General features: G+C 57.9%; 13 protein-coding genes and 1 rRNA gene. 6 read left to right on the top strand and 8 right to left on the bottom strand.

Features of this window, described 5'->3' with window-relative positions:
• The 4 genes from ACW5XC_RS13845 to ACW5XC_RS13830 all read right to left on the bottom strand — a co-directional run.
• Nucleotides 1–79 (bottom strand): 16S ribosomal RNA (locus ACW5XC_RS13845); the annotation flags it as partial.
• Between the two features lie 559 nt (nucleotides 80–638).
• On the bottom strand, nucleotides 639–1,685 hold the full coding sequence (locus tag ACW5XC_RS13840) for an NAD(P)H-dependent flavin oxidoreductase (RefSeq protein WP_042052325.1): 1,047 nt from the start codon (nucleotides 1,683–1,685) through the stop codon (nucleotides 639–641).
• Nucleotides 1,682–1,960: a Pathogenicity locus gene (locus ACW5XC_RS13835; RefSeq protein ID WP_042052326.1), complete on the bottom strand. Its 279-nt coding sequence runs from the start codon at nucleotides 1,958–1,960 to the stop codon at nucleotides 1,682–1,684. The genes ACW5XC_RS13840 and ACW5XC_RS13835 overlap by 4 nt, the downstream gene beginning before the upstream one ends.
• 72 nt (nucleotides 1,961–2,032) lie before the next feature.
• Nucleotides 2,033–2,674 (bottom strand): ribonuclease T2 family protein, encoded by a 642-nt coding sequence (locus ACW5XC_RS13830; protein ID WP_042052327.1) that lies wholly within the window; start codon nucleotides 2,672–2,674, stop codon nucleotides 2,033–2,035.
• A 203-nt stretch (nucleotides 2,675–2,877) separates the two neighbouring features.
• Here ACW5XC_RS13830 and ACW5XC_RS13825 point away from each other — a divergent pair, with 203 nt between their 5' ends.
• Nucleotides 2,878–3,438 carry a gamma carbonic anhydrase family protein gene (locus tag ACW5XC_RS13825; RefSeq protein WP_005343397.1) on the top strand — a complete coding sequence of 187 codons (561 nt, stop codon included), beginning with the start codon at nucleotides 2,878–2,880 and terminating at the stop codon, nucleotides 3,436–3,438.
• 71 nt (nucleotides 3,439–3,509) lie between these two features.
• Here ACW5XC_RS13825 and ACW5XC_RS13820 read toward each other — a convergent pair whose 3' ends face one another.
• Both ACW5XC_RS13820 and ACW5XC_RS13815 read right to left on the bottom strand, forming a co-directional pair.
• Nucleotides 3,510–6,548 carry a cytochrome c peroxidase gene (locus ACW5XC_RS13820; RefSeq protein ID WP_042052328.1) on the bottom strand — a complete coding sequence of 1,013 codons (3,039 nt, stop codon included), beginning with the start codon at nucleotides 6,546–6,548 and terminating at the stop codon, nucleotides 3,510–3,512.
• Between the two features lie 190 nt (nucleotides 6,549–6,738).
• Nucleotides 6,739–7,647, bottom strand: a complete 909-nt coding sequence (locus ACW5XC_RS13815; protein WP_042052329.1) for an SAM hydrolase/SAM-dependent halogenase family protein — start codon at nucleotides 7,645–7,647, stop codon at nucleotides 6,739–6,741.
• 198 nt (nucleotides 7,648–7,845) lie between these two features.
• Here ACW5XC_RS13815 and ACW5XC_RS13810 point away from each other — a divergent pair, with 198 nt between their 5' ends.
• The 3 genes from ACW5XC_RS13810 to ACW5XC_RS13800 all read left to right on the top strand — a co-directional run bounded on the left by ACW5XC_RS13810 (nucleotide 7,846) and on the right by ACW5XC_RS13800 (nucleotide 11,281).
• On the top strand, nucleotides 7,846–8,310 hold the full coding sequence (locus tag ACW5XC_RS13810) for a hypothetical protein (protein ID WP_042052330.1): 465 nt from the start codon (nucleotides 7,846–7,848) through the stop codon (nucleotides 8,308–8,310).
• 156 nt (nucleotides 8,311–8,466) lie between these two features.
• Entirely contained in the window at nucleotides 8,467–9,936 is a 1,470-nt protein-coding gene (locus tag ACW5XC_RS13805; protein WP_042052331.1) for a GGDEF domain-containing protein, read from the top strand.
• Between the two features lie 97 nt (nucleotides 9,937–10,033).
• Nucleotides 10,034–11,281 (top strand): DEAD/DEAH box helicase, encoded by a 1,248-nt coding sequence (locus ACW5XC_RS13800; protein ID WP_042052332.1) that lies wholly within the window; start codon nucleotides 10,034–10,036, stop codon nucleotides 11,279–11,281.
• A gap of 83 nt (nucleotides 11,282–11,364) precedes the next feature.
• Here the strand turns inward: ACW5XC_RS13800 and ACW5XC_RS13795 are convergent, their stop codons facing one another.
• Together ACW5XC_RS13795 and cphA are read right to left on the bottom strand one after the other, a co-directional pair.
• Complete coding sequence (locus ACW5XC_RS13795; protein WP_042052333.1) at nucleotides 11,365–12,636, bottom strand: membrane protein; 1,272 nt, start codon at nucleotides 12,634–12,636, stop codon at nucleotides 11,365–11,367.
• Between the two features lie 227 nt (nucleotides 12,637–12,863).
• Nucleotides 12,864–13,628: a CphA family subclass B2 metallo-beta-lactamase gene (gene cphA / locus ACW5XC_RS13790; protein ID WP_080771364.1), complete on the bottom strand. Its 765-nt coding sequence runs from the start codon at nucleotides 13,626–13,628 to the stop codon at nucleotides 12,864–12,866.
• Between the two features lie 292 nt (nucleotides 13,629–13,920).
• Here cphA and ACW5XC_RS13785 point away from each other — a divergent pair, with 292 nt between their 5' ends.
• Together ACW5XC_RS13785 and ACW5XC_RS13780 are read left to right on the top strand one after the other, a co-directional pair.
• Entirely contained in the window at nucleotides 13,921–14,979 is a 1,059-nt protein-coding gene (locus ACW5XC_RS13785) for a hypothetical protein (RefSeq protein ID WP_042052335.1), read from the top strand.
• A gap of 332 nt (nucleotides 14,980–15,311) precedes the next feature.
• Nucleotides 15,312–16,214, top strand: coding sequence for a hypothetical protein (locus tag ACW5XC_RS13780; protein ID WP_042052336.1), 903 nt, complete (start codon nucleotides 15,312–15,314; stop codon nucleotides 16,212–16,214).
• Nucleotides 16,215–16,280 lie beyond the last annotated feature (66 nt).

Here is a 16,280-nt window from a genome sequence, read left to right as displayed (position 1 = left end):
TTTCCCGCTGCCGCTCGACTTGCATGTGTTAGGCCTGCCGCCAGCGTTCAATCTGAGCCATGATCAAACTCTTCAATTTAAGTTTGGTTGCTTCGAAAAGCGGCTCAATGAATTGCTGAAATAAACTGTTCGATTTCTTATTGCTAAGAAATCGTCTTGGTCACTTCACCAGACATTGAAAATCAAAAATTGTTTTTGATGTTCGATGCTGTGAGTGCCCACACAGATTGCTTGATTCAAATTGTTAAAGAGCGACGCAACAGTGTGTTGCTGCGGGAGTGGAATTCTACTCAACCGCCTTCTCGAGTCAAGCCTTATTTTCGAAGGTTTTTCGAGGTTATCGACCAGGTTGTTTGCGTTGCCGCTTGCCCTGTCGATGGAGGCGCATTATAGAGATCCAGCTCACATTGGCAAGGCTTTACCGCAATAAAATTGCAAAAAAGTGCAATTTATTAGTTATTCATATCAACACACAGTCTTTATACAGACTTATCCACAGGAGTGGATGAAATGCGGGGTTTTGTCTCAGGATAAGTGCCTAACAAGGGGACAGGCACTCATCCATCATCGCCGCACCGTCGCGTCCGACGCACTGCACCACCGGCCGCTTCTATATAAAGAGGCGTATATAGCAGCGCTTATCCCAATCCAGCCTCTTTGACCCAGCACGCCATCAGCTCGGTTGCAGGAAGATCCCGGCAGCCCGATACATTCTGGCCAGCCCAGAGCGGAGAGAAGCCACTGTCCCCCGCCTTCTCGGCGGCGGCACGCAGCGGTGCCAGTGCGCCACTGGCATAGGGGAAGTGAGGGGCAAGATCCGAGAGCGGGCCCAGCTCACGCATCAGACGGTTGACGATACCCCGCGCCGGACGGCCACTGAACAGATTGGTCAGTGCCGTCTGCTGGCCCTCTGGTGAATGGATGGCGGCGCGATGCAGCGCCGAGGTGGCCGCTTCATGGCAGCAGAGAAAGGCGGTGCCCATCTGCACGGCGCTCGCCCCCATTGCCAGCGCGTTGGCGATCCCCTTGCCATCGACGATACCGCCAGCGGCAATCACCGGCAGATCGGTCACCGCGAGGATCTGCACCAGCAGGGTCAGGGTGCTCTGCTGCAAGGCGAGATCATCAGAGAGGAAATGACCGCGATGACCGCCCGCCTCCAATCCCTGAGCGATGATGGCATCGGCGCCGTGTTGAGCGAGCCATACGGCCTCCGCAACCATTGTGGCACTGGCAAATACCTTGGCCCCCGCAGCCTTCACTTGGACAAGCAGCTCAGGCGCGGGTAAGCCGAAGTGAAAGCTGACCACCGCCGGTCTGAACTCAGCCACCATGGCGGCATGCACCTCATTGAAAGGTGCACGGCTTGGCGCCGTCGTGACCGCTGGGGGAAGTAGGCCGAACTCGGCGTAGTAGGGAGCAAGGCGCTGCTGCCAACTGGCCAGTGCAACGGGATCCGGTTCCCGTTGCAGGTGGCAGAAGAAGTTGATGTTAAATGGCCCAAGGCCGCTTTGGGTAAGTCGTCCCAGTTCGCTGCGCAGCTCCGCTGGCGTGAGCATGGCGGCAGGCAAGGAGCCCAAGCCGCCCGCACGGGTCACGGCCAGCGCCAGCTCGCTTCCCTGCACACCGGCCATCGGCGCCTGAATAATGGGATAACGCATCCCCAGTTCGGTAAAGAGGCTCATCCATTCACCCCGTTTGTCGCATCCGCCGCCAGATGTGCGCGGGCCAGCGCAATGGCGCTATCGATGGCACTGCGCGCCTGCGGGCTGTTCTGCCAGCAGGTCGAGCCCAGCATGCTGGCCACCAGCTGGACGATATGGGTGGTGTCGGCCTCGGCCAATCCGGCCAGAGTATGATAGCCCAGCTGTTCGAGCCGCCCGATAACGCTCGGCCCTACCCCTTTCACGCCGAGCAGCAGGGCCCGCTCTTGCGGGCCAAACCGGTTGTTGCCATCCATCTGTCAGACTCCTTTCCAATAACCGTGGTTACACATCAGGCCCGCAAGGGGCCCGATGAAGAGAGTGGAGGCTTAACGCACGCTGCGCAGCAGGAAATCCGGCTGACCACAGGAGCGACGCTCACGCTTTTGCATCTCGGCGGAGCAGGTGACCGCATCCGTCCCCTCTTTATTGACGCAGATGTAGATCTCCCGCAGGAAGCGGCCACCATCGGCGCAAGCCACCGTGATGCTGTCGGGAGCCAGCCACTGGTTGGCGCTCGCCAGATCGGCCTTGAGCTGGAAACTGGTTTTGCGCAGAGGCTCTTCCGGGGATTGATAAGCCGCCGGGATCTTCACCTTCTGGCGCAGATCGCTTGCCAGCTGATGGAAGGCCTGCTGGCTCAGGCCGGAGCAGGTACCGTGCTTCTCCCACTCATGGCGATAGAGGAAACGGCTGGGGTAGAGGTCGGCAAACTCGCTCTCCATATCGGGATCGAGCCGTTCGCGAGTGCAGTTGCTGGGGTAACCGCGATCGTACTGGGGCCAAAGACCGTGCAGCACAAAGCCCAGCTTGCGGGAACACTGGTCCCGATCGGCCGGTTTGACGGCGCAATGCTCGGGCGACCAGGAGAGCGCCATGGCGTAATAGTCAAACTCCCCCGCCTCCCCTTTGGCCTGCACGGCCGAGGAGAGCAATAAACCACCCGCCAACAGGGCAATCATCTTCTTCATCTTTATATGTCCATCTAACGCGACTCGGGATAACAGCCATGCTCCCATATTCTGGCGACCGGAAACAGCCATGCCGAAACGGCATACGACAAGGGTCAGACCAGTCAGGGGTTTCACCAGAGGGCGAGCAGGGGTAAGCTGACCGACCGGTAGGCTCCTCGTCCACCACCAGATAATCCCTCTTGGCAACCACAGGATGTAACATGATCCGCAAGAATCCCTCCGGCCATCTGCCTGTCATCGACGAATCCGCCTATATCGACAAGACCGCCATCATCTGCGGCAAGGTGATCATCAAAGAGAATGTCTTTGTCGGCCCCTATGCGGTGATCCGCGCCGACGAAGTGGATGCCAACGGCGAGATGGAACCCATCGTCATCGGCGCCAACTCCAACATCCAAGATGGCGTGGTGATCCACTCCAAATCCGGCGCCGCCGTCACTATCGGCGAGTACACCTCCATCGCCCACCGCTCTATCGTCCACGGGCCGTGCGAAGTGGGGAACCGGGTCTTTATCGGCTTCAACAGCGTGCTGTTCAACTGCCATATCGGTGACGGTGCCGTGGTGCGTCACAACTCGGTGATTGATGGCTGCGATCTGCCGCCGGAGTTCTACGTCCCCTCCACCACCCGCATCAACCAGCAGAGCGATCTGACCCATATCCCGCGGGTTTCGGTAGATGCCGCCGAGTTCTCCGAGGACGTGGCCCACACCAATATCGACCTGGTCAAAGGGTACAAGGCACTCTCCAACGAGTTCTGATCCCTTTCTTTATTACCAGAGAACAAAACGGGCGCCGAGGCGCCCGTTTTTCATCTGACTCTATATGAAGGCTAGATGGCCCTGACGCAGGTGGCGGCATGAGCCTCGTCCGCCAGATCCCACAACAGGTCGCCGGTGCTCAGGTCGAGCAGCGGCAGCTCACCATCATCATTGGCAGTCGCATCGCTGCTCCAGTAGCGGTTGTAGAGCGGCCACCCCTGCTGCTGAAGCAACTGATCCGTCGCGCCATCCTTGTTGTAAGCGGCAAACAGCACCTCCAGCTCGGCCCGGGTCGGCAGACGCCAGTCATCATGACCGCGTGCCACCAGCTGCTGGCAGTAATCCCGCGCCCGCGCCTGACCCATGGTCACATACTCCAGCGGGAAGGGATTGTAGTCGCCATCACTGTCACTGCTCACACCGTCATAGGAGATGGACAGACGCTCCGCCTCGTCCCTGGTCAACTGGCAGACAAAGGCCAGCTTGCCCGCCACCAGCTCGGGTTGACGACAGCCCCGGGCAAAATCGGGCTGGGCATCCACCACCTGCACCGTCACGGTCAACGTGTGACGAGCCGTGGTCGCCACCAGTCGTGCCGTGCCGACCGTCACACCGCGTAACTCGCCCTGCGGACTCACGGTGGCGAACTCCGGCTGTTCGCTGCGCCACTCAACAGGCCCATCGAGCGGGCCGAGAGAGCCATCGCTCAGTTGCCACTGCAGTTGCAGAGGAAGCGTCCGCCCCATTTCCAGCTGAGGCTGGGCAGGCAGCACCGCCAAGCCGGTGATCACCGCTCCCACCGGAGCCGGGTCATCCACCTCACTCACCCCCAGCTCGGCAACCGTGGCCGGAGTGCGGCGCGGCTCGCCCGAGGCACTGCGCAAAAACTCGCCGATGGCATCGAGCTCGTCATTGCTGAGGCCAAGGGCATGCAGGTGATCGGAGGCTTTGGGGAAGAAGGGATCATATTGATCCGCACCGGTCGGGAAGCCGACCCCGCTGCTCCACTTGGTCACGCCAAAGTTGTACATGGCCACCACCCCCTGCACCGAGCCGCCGATACGCTGAGCCAGGATCGGGAAGATGCCGTTGTGCATATAGGGGCCGGTAAAAGCGACGTCCCGCAAGCTGGGGGTCTTGAAGCGACCGATGTCCGCCTTGTTGCGGGTCTGCAGGAAGCGCCCGCGATCTTCCAGCTTGCCACGACCGTAATAGGTGAGCCCCACACTCTCGAACCCGTGCTGACTCAGCAGCGGGCCGGAGTGGCAGTTCATGCAGCGGCCATCGGTGCGGTAGAGGTGCATCCCCCACAGCGCCTTGTCACTGAGCGCCTGACTATCCCCTTTGACGAAGCGCTCAAAATCGCTGTCGCGGCTGATGATGGTGCGCTCGAAGGTAGCGATAGCCTTGGCGATCCGCTCCAGCGTGATCCCCTGATCGCCAAAGGCAGTGGCAAAAGCAGCCTGATAGTCGGGGCTGGCCTGCAAACGGGCCAGCAGCTCGTCATGACTCAGCGCCATTTCGATGGGGTTCTGGATCGGGTGAAGCGACTGCTCCTCCAGCGTGGCGACCCGCCCGTCCCAGAACTGGGTAGAGCTGAAGGCGCTGTTGAGTATGGAAGGAGCGTTGCGATTGCCCTTCTGACCCAGATGACCGACCGACACGCTCAGGCCGTCGCTCCACCCCTTTTGCGGATCGTGGCAACTGGCACAGCTGATGTCCCGCCCCTTGGAGAGCTGTTTGTCGAAAAAGAGCTGCTGACCCAGCACCACCTTGGCCCGGCTATAGGGGTTGTCGGCCGGGAAGGGAACCGCCGGCAGCGGCCCCAACTCCTGCCATTCCACCCCGTCATCCACCCGGGCGGCAGGCCATTGGGCCGATGAACCGCTATATTGGGCGCGCAGAACCGCCATGTCCGGCTTGCTGCTGTCGCGCACCACGGAGGGACGCACCGGATAGGGTGCCAGCGCATACCAGAGCAGACTCCCCTCCCCCTCATCCAGCCAGGTTCGGGTCGCCAGTTGATAGAGATGGGGTTGACCCGCACCATCCTGCAGCCAGATCTGGGCAGGCAGGCCAACAGCAAAGGTATTGGGATAGCGCCATGCCGACTTGTCACTGCTCAGCAATCTCTCGAACTCGGTGAGGGTCGGCAGGCGCCAGTTGCTGCGGCCGCAAGCGGTCAGCCCCGCAGCCAGTTGTGGCTGGCTGGCAACCTTCAACGCACTGGTGTCACTGCCATACAGCCAGTACTGGCTACCCTTGACCCCGCTGACCGTGCGCACATCGTGCAGGCACTGCCAGAGGCCACGCACCACCAGCAGCCCATGCTCATCGAGGCGCAGCAGATCTGCCGTCTCCGGCTCGTCCGGCTGGCTGGGGTTGGCGGGATAGAGCTGGGTGCGGGCGGACTGGATCTGGGCACTGTTGCTGCGCTGATACCAGCTGCGCGCCTGCTTGTCATCGCGCAGGGCCAACAGCATCTGCCAACTGTCGGCATAGTCGAGCACGGCACCCGGCTGGCGCTGAGCCAGCAGGAAGGCTGCATAATCCTGAAGAGCCGCCTGTTGTTGCAGGCGGATCTCCTCTGCCCTGCCCCACTCGGCCTGACTGAGGGAACCATCCCCGCTCTGATCCGCCAGCAGGAAGAGCGCCGTCTCCTCCTCGTTCAATCCCAGCCGCGGCACGCTGTTGCGGCGCGCAAGCGTGATCCCGGCCGAGAGATCCGCCACCCGCACCGATACCGCGCGCAGCAGATAGCCCTCGTCGCTGCCAAGCAGCTCCAGCGGCTGATCCAGTTGCAGACCTTCAGGCAAGGTGATGCGGGCAAGCTGGCCCGGTTCGATGGCCTGTTGCACGCGGATCCCGGTGGCGACCTGTCTCACCTCAAGCTGTGCTCCCGCCCCCAGTCGATCAGCCACATTGACCTCAATGGTCAGAGGAACCCGGGTATGAGTTTCCGGCGGCACTGTTGGCGGCGTGATGGGCGGTTCGGTCGGCTTGACGACCGGCGGGGTCACCTCGGGTGAGGGGGTCACCGACGTATTGCTGTGATTGTCATTGCATGCGGTCAGAGCCAACAGGCTGAGCAGTAAAAGGCTGGTTTTCATTCGGTATGGTTGAGTGGTCAGACAAGTGCGCGATTATCCAACCAAATACCAATCATTATCAATTGCATTCAATTAATATGCTTTTTGACAACAACTTCTTATCAGCACGCCTTACCACCCGATGAGAGAGGGCTGCCTCTTTGGCTGCCCTCTCTTGCTTCAAACCCGCTTGTCGAAAGCCCGACAATCTTCAGGAGCACTTCTTCAGGCTGATATGCCAGTTGGCGCCGGATTGCACCTGATGCTTGGCGGCGAAGCTGTCCATGTTCAGCGCCACTGACACCTGCAGCAGACTGTTGAGGTAGACCAGCGGCTGGCCTTCCGGCACGTCACCGAAGCTGCTGACGTAAGGGGCCTTGCCGTCATATTTGACCACATCCCCTTCGCGGATCTTGATGCAGGCGTTATCCCCCTTGTTGATCCCCGCCTTGGTCAGCAGGGCATCGTCGATATTGGTCCAGACGTTGCCGTACTGCACATCGAGGATCGGGATGGTGCCCTTGAGGGTGCCATCCTTCTCTGCTACCGCAGGCTGATAGGGGATCTTCACCACTTCGGCGGGCAGCAGCGGGCCGACCTGCTCGTAGCTGATGGCGCCGGAGGCGAGCCGTGCGCCGGTGTAGGCGTACACATCACGGCCATGGAAGGTGTAGGACTTCTCGGAGCCCTTGAGGCGGTTGAGCTTCTCATCGATCTGGCGCACCGCCTCGATGCCGAAGTGCTCGGCCACCAGAGTCAACGTGCCGTTGTCCGGAGTCACGATGTAGTGACCGCTCTTGGTCTTGAGCACCACAGACTTGCGCTCGGTGCCGACACCCGGATCCACCACGCTGACAAACACAGTGCCCTTGGGCCAATACTGCAGGGTCTGGTAGAGGCGGTAGGAGGCTTCCCAGATGTTGTAAGCCGGGATCTCGTGGGTCAGGTCATAGAGCGGCAGGGTGCGATCCACCCCGAAGGCAACCCCCTTCATGGCCGACACGGCGCCATCTTTGAGGCCAAAGTCGGTCTGGATCACCAGCGCTTCGTTGGCGGCGGCGATGCCGCTTGCCAGCATGAGGGCGAGCGCAATGGCGCGGGGAGCGGTGCGAATATCCATATCTGAACTCCTGAATCATCTGAGGATAACGAAACGGCGACAGCCATTTAGACATCCAGACTGCCACTAATGGATTTTTTTGCAAGGGGTTTGCAACAAAGTGAGGGACGACTCGCAGAAATTGTGCTCGCCAAACGGCGATAGCGGGGGTATCAAAGGCAGAATGGGAAAACGTTTACAATACAGGAGCGCAGCACCATGACACAACCCGTACCGGAGATGATGACCCTGCTGCTGGAGATTGGTGAACAGAGCAGTCAGCTCTGGCTGAGCCAGCCAGATGCGGCCTCGTCACACTACCCGCTGGCCTTTGGCACCCACGCCATCCAGCCCGGACCGTTTCGCAATGCGCCACCCACCCCGCTCGAACTGGAGCGGGCCATCATGGTGGTGGAAGATGAGCTGATGCGCATCGCCCCGCAGATCCCGCCCGGCTTGCAGCTGACTCTGCGCAGCCAGCCATCACTGGCCGAAGCGCTGGGGGACAACCAGCTCGACCGGGATCTGGTGGAGCAAGCCTTTGGCCAGCTGGCCGCGATGGCGGAAGGGGATCCCCTCGCCGCCAGCTTGCTGCCCCGCGACGAGCAATTTGCCGCCGTGCTGCTGATCGTCAGGGAGTGGCTGCACCATCTGGCCAGCGAGAGCGTGCTGATCGTGGAGTAGGGATAAATAAGTGGTGAGGTCTTCAGCTTCAGGCAAGGTTTGTCGGTGGATCCTGTCGGGATTTCATTCGCGTATACTTTGCCCGTATGGCGCCCACGCCCCTATCGGTACTCTAACCAGACACCTATGACCTTATTTTCAGGTAACCCCCCAGCCTTGCGCTGGCCACCGGCGTTTGCTCGCCAGTTCATCGTCAAAGTGGCCGGATTGACCCTGCTCGCCCTGACCGGGCTGGGCACTGTCTTCTACTACACCTATCTCACTATCCAGCACGACATGGATCTCATCACCGCCAAACAGAAGAACGTGTTCGAGGTCTTCTACCAGCGAGCCAAGATCCTCAAGGTGGAGAACATCACCAGCTATCTGGCACAGCACCATCTGCTCGATCAGCCACCGCCCCCGAATAGCGTCGGCAGCGACTATCTCTACGGGTATGACCTCAAAAGCAAATACCGCTTTGCCGATATTCCACTGCAATACCCGGCAGCCAATATCCTCAACACCTTCCGCTATGCCCTCTCCTATCCGGAGGTGATCAATATCTACACCATCTGGAATGACTACCGGCTGATCGGCATGGTGGCCGACAACAATGTGCTGCCCGCCAGACTGGCGCCGATCAAGGTGGATCTGATGACACTGCCCGCCTGGTATCACTACTTCGGTTGCGCCAGCTTTGCCCCCGGCCGCCCCTTGTGCAGCGCCGATGAGGCCTTTGTCTCCGATATCGAGATCGACAGCTTCAGCATGCGCAACACCATAGTGATGTACTTCCCCTTCATCCATCAGTCGGGGCGCGGCGGTTACAAATACGGGCTGCTCGGTATCGATATCGCCGTCGATGAAGCATTTAACGATGTGCTGCGACCCTTCGACACCATCAACCCGACCCGCACCAACATATCGTTTGAAGCCGCCGAGCCCTGCCGCCCGAGGCATCTCTGCCTGAGCAAACCCTTTATGCGCACCAAGGCGGGGGATGATCTCTATCTGAAGTGGTCCTACAGCTGGTTCGATTTCGTCAAGCTGGCCCTGCAAAGTGCAGCCTTCAAGGTCTATCTCATCGTGCTGTTGCTGGACATGGTGGCCTGGAAGCAGATCTACCTGCGGCTGCGCACCCTGGCGCACACCGACCACCTGACCCGACTGCCACGCCGGGATGTGCTCTGCCAGAGTCTGCTCCACGAGCACGACTACCTGATGATCCTCGATATCGACAACTTCAAATCGATCAACGACACCTATGGCCATGGCGTCGGGGATCTGGCACTGGTCGCCTTTGCCCGCCACCTCAGAAACAATATCCGCAAGGTGGACAGCGCCATCCGTTGGGGCGGCGAAGAGTTTATCGTGCTGTTCAAGGGGATGGAGGATGACGAGATGATGATCCACTCCGCTGGCCGCCTGCTGGATCGCCCATTGGGGATCCCCGAGCTGCCCACCCCCATCACCTTCTCCGCCGGGGTGATCCGCATTCGCGACTACCTCACCGTAACCGAGGCGGTGCATCTGGCCGACGAGCTGCTCTATCACGTCAAACAGCACGGCAAGCACAACATCGCCTGCTACGAGGGCAAAGCGATCCGGCTGATCCGCCCGTTGCCAGACGACGCAGAGGCATAGCCGCCTTCTGCCGCTCCCCCTGCTTCTGTTACCATCGCGGCCACGATCACTCACTGCATCGTGGCCGCAGGCCGCGATAACCCCGACTGGTGCCCCTATGTCCACAGCCTCCTTTACCGAACTGGCCCTCTCCCCCCGCTTGCAGCAGACCCTGACCGAACTGGGCTATGCCGCCCCCACCCCCATTCAGGCTCGCGCCATCCCGGTCATTCTGGCGGGGCGGGATCTGATGGCGGGTGCCCAGACCGGCACCGGCAAGACCGCCGCCTTTGTGCTGCCGCTGCTGGAGCAGTTGCTACAACAGCCACAAGCAGAGCTCCGCCCGATCCGCGCGCTGGTGCTGGTGCCGACCCGCGAGCTGGCGGTACAGGTCGCCGAGAGCGTGGCGCGCTACGGCCAGGGGACAGGTCTCACCAGCACGCTGGTCTACGGCGGGGTGAGCATCGCGGCTCAGGTAGAGGCGCTTCAAGCCGGGGTGGATATCCTGATCGCCACCCCGGGCCGCCTGCTCGACCATCTGCGTCAGGGGGCATTGAGCCTGGATAGCCTGCGCCATCTGGTGTTTGACGAGGCGGATCGCATGCTCGACATGGGCTTTATGGACGAGATCAAGTCGCTGCTAAAACAGCTCCCGGTGGATCGCCAGACACTGCTCTTCTCCGCCACCTGCGACGACAACCTGTTTGCCCTCTGCAAGGTGCTGCTGCGCGACCCCGAGTTGATTGAAGTAGCGCCGCGCAACACCACGGCGGCCGAGGTGGAGCAGCGAGTCTACACGGTGGACAGCGATCGCAAGCTGGCGCTGGTCGAACATATGCTGAAAGTGAAGGGGTGGGCACCGGCGCTTATCTTCAGCCGCACCCGTCAGGGGGCCGACAAACTGGCCCAGCAGCTTGGCAAGGCGGGCATCAATGCGCTCGCCTTCCACGGCGACCTGTCGCAAAGCGCGCGGGAGAAGGTGCTGCTGGAGTTTCGCGCCGGCACCTTGCAGGCGCTGGTCGCCACCGACGTGGCAGCCCGCGGCCTCGACATCAGCGATCTCAACTATGTGATTAACCTCGAATTCCCGTTTGTGGCCGAGGACTACGTCCACCGCATCGGTCGTACCGGTCGCGCCGGCAACAAGGGGCTCGCCATTACCCTGTTCAGCCCGGAAGATGCGCCCCTGCTGGAGAAGGTGGAAGCGGTGCTCGACACCCGCTTGCCCCAGCAGTGGTTTCCCGGTTTTGAGCCGGATCTCACCCGCTTCGAGCCCGAGCCGCGCCGCAACAGCAAGGCAGCCCAGAAGCAGCGCGCCAGAAAGCAGGCCCTCGCTGGCAACAAGGGTGGCAAGGGCAAACGCTAAGCCGCCCAGCACCGCCAATAAAAAAACGCCCGCACGGGCGTTTTTTGTTATCTGGCAGGGGTCAGCTCTTGGCGAGTCACGCCCTAACGGGTCGCCAGCACCAGTGGCAGGGTACGCAGGATCTGCCGCTCTGCCAGGGTCGAGAGAATAAACATCACCATATAGCCAAGCCCCAGCGCTACGATAATCGCCACCACGTTGGCAGTGAACTCGGCCACCAGATAGTAGGCGGCGACCAGCGCCACTATGCCCGCCAGCCGGATCAGCAGGCTCTGGGTAAAGTGGCCGTGAGCTTTGATGTAGGCGAGCTGATAGCCGTTGAGCATCATAAAGATGAAGAAGATGGAGAAGTGGAACAGCACAGGCACCGCCCCCACGTAGTCGGCGGGGAAGAACAGCAACACCAGCGGTTTGCCCGCCAGCAGCATCAAGCCAAAGAAGGCCAGACTGACGATGGCGGAGAGGCGGAAGATCCAGCGGCGAATAAGCCTTATCTGGCGGTGATCGCCATTGCGCAGATTGACCGCCAGCTCCGGCAGCACAAAGCGGTAGATGGGGAAGACGAACAAGGTGGTCATATAGGTGAAGATGGGACGCACCACCACCTGAAAATCCCCCAGCTCGTCGATGCTGAAGTGGCGGATGGTGAGCAGCACAGTGATGTAGATCATCAGGATGCTGGCTCCCGCCTCCAGCGAGGCGGTAAAGCTCTTCTTCACATAGCTCACCATCTCGGGGCCGAGCGTCACCTTGGCGAGCGGCTTGGTGGCGATGGCCCGACGGCGCGAAACATACATATAACCGGCGATGGCGAGCGACGAGAAGGTCAGCCCGTAGAAGAGCGAAGGGAACGCATCCATCCCCAGCCCGAAATAGCAGGCCATAAACAGCAGACCGTTGGCCAGCGGCTCCAGCCAGGTGACCCGGTTGGAGAGCTGATACATCCGGTACATGGCCACCAGATTGGTGAAATAGACCTTGAGCCCCAGCCCGAAGATCACCCCCACCAGTTGCAGATACTCCACCCGGATATGGAGCCCGTGCTTGATATAGGGGATCACCGCCCCCCAAGTGAGCAGCACGATGCCGATCAGGAAGTAGCGGAAGATATTGATGATGTCCCGATCGTTTTTGGTCTGGGAGTAACTCACCACCATGGAGGAGCGAAAACCTGTCATCAGGATAAAGGAGAGGGAGATGAGGTCCACCACGCTGTTGAACAGCGCCAGCTCCCCTTTGGCGACCCACTGCGCCAGCCACACCTTGAAGGCGAAGCCGATAACGATGCTGACCAGCGAGGCCCACATCCCGGTGATAAAGGCCTGCTTGAGGCGCGCAAGAGAGGCGTATTGCATAACGAAAATGGATAACTTTCAGGGAAAAGAGAGAAGGCCATCTTATGAAAGCCTCCCTCCCTTGAACAGCCTTAATCTCGCCGTGCCAACCCCGCAATAAGTGGCCGCAGAAAAGCCGCAACAGCAAAACCCCCGCTCATTTCCTGAAAGCGGGCGTTTTGTGGTGTGTCGTTATGGCGAATGATTGCAGCAATGGCAAGGCTTGCAGGCTGTCTGCCACGCAGCAGCTATGACTGCGGCGCCGCCTTGATCAGCTCCTCGTAGTGATCAATCAGCTCGGGCCCGTGCAGCGGTGAGTCGTGACCGCCGATCACCGTCTTGATCGGCAACTTCATCGCTTTCAGTCGCTCGATGGTCTGCGGATAGGCCTTCACATTGGCAAAGCTCAGGTTGCCCAGCTTCTCCTTGAGGATGCAGTTGCCATAGAGCACCTGCTCGTCGGGGAAGTAGACAAAGATGCCGTCCGGCGTATGGGCCGGGCCCGCGTAGAAGGCGCGCACCTTGCCCTCTTGCAGGGTGAAGTCGCCATCGTGCACCACGTTGGGCAGCACCAGCGGCAGATCCGGGTACTCCGGCAGCCCCTTGCGGGTAAAGGCGACAATCTCGGCCCAGTCGCTCTTCATCAGATCCCTGGTCTGGCGCGTCGCCACCACCTTGGCCCCGATGGACTTCCAGTAGGCGTTACCGCCCGCCCGATCGGTGTGGTAGTTGGTGTTGATCACCTCCAGCACCGGCTTGCTGCTGACCCGCTTGATCAGCTTGTGCAGCTCGCGGGCGGTATCCGGCGTCCAGGTCGCCCCCACCACCGTCACCCCCTTGGCCCCGAAATAGATCATGGAGTTTTCCTTTACGTAGTAGTTATCTTCAACCACGTAAACAGGGCCGCTCACCTGCTTAAGGGAGATCCCCGCCGCCCGCACGCTGCCACCCCAGAAACTCGCCATCAGCACCACGGCCCCGGCCAATCCACACTTCATCCAACTTTTCATCATCTTGCTCCCTCGAACCAACTGCCCCCTCGCCACCCCTGTGGCAAGCCGGGCCTTTTAAGCAGTGGGCAGAAGATACGGGGGATTTGTGAGGGGAAAATGAGGTTGTGTGAAGAGAAGGTGAAGTCAGGGGGAAGTCCGGAAAAAATCGGCAGCGACCTCCTGTTCGCGAACGTCCGAATACGCTTCGCTATTCGAACCTACAGCCTGGCATATAAACATGGGCTTCAATCTAACCCAAAAGAAAGATTATACTAACTAAGAAAGTATTAAACTTATTATTGGAGATTCAAAGTTGAGCATCACTTTTGAACATATTGATGATACCTTGCAGGTCTACTTAGATGGCAATTTACTCACATCCATCAGCAAAGATGAAACCAGTGAATACAGTTACATTTGGGAACCAAGAGATAAAGGATATGTCATAAACAAATTATCAGATATAACTGTAGATTCATTCCCTGATAATTTCATGATCTCTGACTTCTATAAATCACAGTCTTTTAAATATTTAGAAATGGTTGTATTAAACAAAAAGAACAACCACATAGAAGTAGAATATTCTTTGATTTTCAATTACAAGGACTGGTCTGAACTTGTCCCGCCAGCATATATATCGCAACACTATGAGTCAAAGCTCACTGGTTTTTTTGAAAGTGTCTGTTTAATTGACGACGATGGCTACGGATTAATTTTTGAAGTTAAGGACGTTATTGAAAATGGTAATATCATTGATGAAATTGAACGTTTTGCAAATGCAGCAAAATTAAAACTAATAGAGCTAGAAAAAGAACTATTAATGAACGTAAAATCAGATTTAATAGTTAAAATTTTCAAATTCCCAATCGGTTATGAAGTGATCTGCTCCCAATATGTTTTATGGTTCGGCGAACTTCTGAAACAAATTGGGATTAATGCTGACGTATCGACTGAAAACAAAGAAGGATACACTTTTCTAACCATTACTAAAAACGACGAAAGTGCATTTAAGGAAAATATAGAAAAAGCTTTGTATTTATACCTATCCCTTCCTTATTCAGAACACATTCCAGTAAGTCAAACAAAAAATGATATTGAATCAAAAATATTTATTCAATCTCTCCAACAACAGGTAATTTTTTTCACTCAACAATGTGATATGAAGAGCTCTATTATAGAGCTTCAAAATATATCTAATGGTAAATTAAAAGAACAATTGCAATCAGCGAATGCAAAAATATCTTTATTGGAAAGTTTACAAAATGACAGATTGGATTTATTAGATGGCGCAATATCACTAGTAGAATATAAAATAGGCCCTCTAGTATTCAACCCTAAGCGGATACTTAAAAAAATAATAAATGAGAAATAAATGTTTTATACATCAAAATTAATAGGCATGGAATATCTATATAAAAACCACCTGCATAACGGGTGGTTTTTTTCATTTTCTTCGGACACACAGAGAGATTTAACTCCCAACAGCAATCACCCCAACGGCGGCGTCTGTGGCGGCACCATACGCTTGCTGCCGGTGGACTCAACGCCGAGGCAACACAGCAAACTGTTCCCCTCTCACCCACGACCAGTACAGACACGCCCCAAACTAAAATAGTGCAACCATGGCTAATAAACGGCGTTTTCACTGACGGGTATGATGCAAGCCAGATGTATCGCTTGTTAGTGAGATAAGGAACCAAGGTCATGGCTATTCATGGAGCTACCCCGGTGATGTTGAAGGCTATCGACAGCCTGCAGCTCGCCAGCGTCAATCCCGGCAGCAATCAGAAGCTTGCCCTTCATCTGGGTGAAGGTAAGGAGTACACCATTCATATCGGCAAGAGTGGGGATGTCTCCGTACAACGGGACTTGGCCCATTTAAGCACGCTGGGCCGCATCAAAAATGCGGTGGTCGACTTCTTTAGCCGCGCCACCACCAAGGGGGAGAGTGCGCTCACCACCCGGGCCACTCAAATTCAGTCCGAGGTGCAGCGGCAGCTGACCGAACTTGGCCAAGTCAAGAAGATTGTGCAGCAAGCCTTTAACCAGCCCGTCAGCGAGTTCAAGAACGATGCCCAATATCTGAAGCCGGGTAGCGACCCCAAAACGGCGACCATGGCCGACATCACAGATGCCAACAAGAAGCGCCTCGGTCTGGAGACGCTGGATAAGGACTCCCTGAGCTTTGTGCAACAGCACTTCTCCAGCTTTATCAACGGTAAAGATGCCATCTTCAGCATGCTGAGCAGTCGGGTGATCGAGCGGACGATCGCCCTGCACGAGTCACTCTCGGGTGAGGCACTCAGTTCGGCGTTGAATACCCTGGGCCATGAATCGGAGGCGTTCAACGCCAAGGTCAATGCCGAGTTCAATCGCAGCTTCGTCCAGCTGTTTGAGCAAAGAGCCACCGCCGAACTGGACGCCCTGACCAAGGCAAACACCCGCGCCAACAAGACCTCACCGCTGGTCGAAGAGCACACTGGCTCATCGGACGGGGAGAACGTCGCCGCCAAGATGAAGAAAAGCGTGCGCTTTAACGACAATCCGGTGAGCGATGTCCGGGTGTTCGAGCTGGAAGAGGGACGAGCACTCAATATCAAGGTGTAACCCTTGCCATGAATATGGATGACGGCCAAGCCCGCTCGATGGCGGGCCGTCTCTTTGTGATCGTGC

Source organism: Aeromonas sp. 25-AL00135 (assembly GCF_054052385.1).
The sequence above is the reverse complement of the archived record's forward strand: the minus strand, read 5'-3'. Positions and strand labels throughout refer to the sequence as shown.

Coding starts and splice junctions, on each gene's coding strand:
- ACW5XC_RS13815 (WP_042052329.1), bottom strand. CDS start 7,647: ATGGATATTCGCACCGCTCCCCGCGCCATTGCGCTCGCCCTCATGCTG.
- ACW5XC_RS13825 (WP_005343397.1), top strand. CDS start 2,878: ATGATCCGCAAGAATCCCTCCGGCCATCTGCCTGTCATCGACGAATCC.
- ACW5XC_RS13835 (WP_042052326.1), bottom strand. CDS start 1,960: ATGGATGGCAACAACCGGTTTGGCCCGCAAGAGCGGGCCCTGCTGCTC.
- ACW5XC_RS13800 (WP_042052332.1), top strand. CDS start 10,034: ATGTCCACAGCCTCCTTTACCGAACTGGCCCTCTCCCCCCGCTTGCAG.
- ACW5XC_RS13840 (WP_042052325.1), bottom strand. CDS start 1,685: ATGAGCCTCTTTACCGAACTGGGGATGCGTTATCCCATTATTCAGGCG.
- ACW5XC_RS13820 (WP_042052328.1), bottom strand. CDS start 6,548: ATGAAAACCAGCCTTTTACTGCTCAGCCTGTTGGCTCTGACCGCATGC.
- cphA (WP_080771364.1), bottom strand. CDS start 13,628: ATGATGAAAAGTTGGATGAAGTGTGGATTGGCCGGGGCCGTGGTGCTG.
- ACW5XC_RS13830 (WP_042052327.1), bottom strand. CDS start 2,674: ATGAAGAAGATGATTGCCCTGTTGGCGGGTGGTTTATTGCTCTCCTCG.
- ACW5XC_RS13810 (WP_042052330.1), top strand. CDS start 7,846: ATGACACAACCCGTACCGGAGATGATGACCCTGCTGCTGGAGATTGGT.
- ACW5XC_RS13795 (WP_042052333.1), bottom strand. CDS start 12,636: ATGCAATACGCCTCTCTTGCGCGCCTCAAGCAGGCCTTTATCACCGGG.
- ACW5XC_RS13780 (WP_042052336.1), top strand. CDS start 15,312: ATGGCTATTCATGGAGCTACCCCGGTGATGTTGAAGGCTATCGACAGC.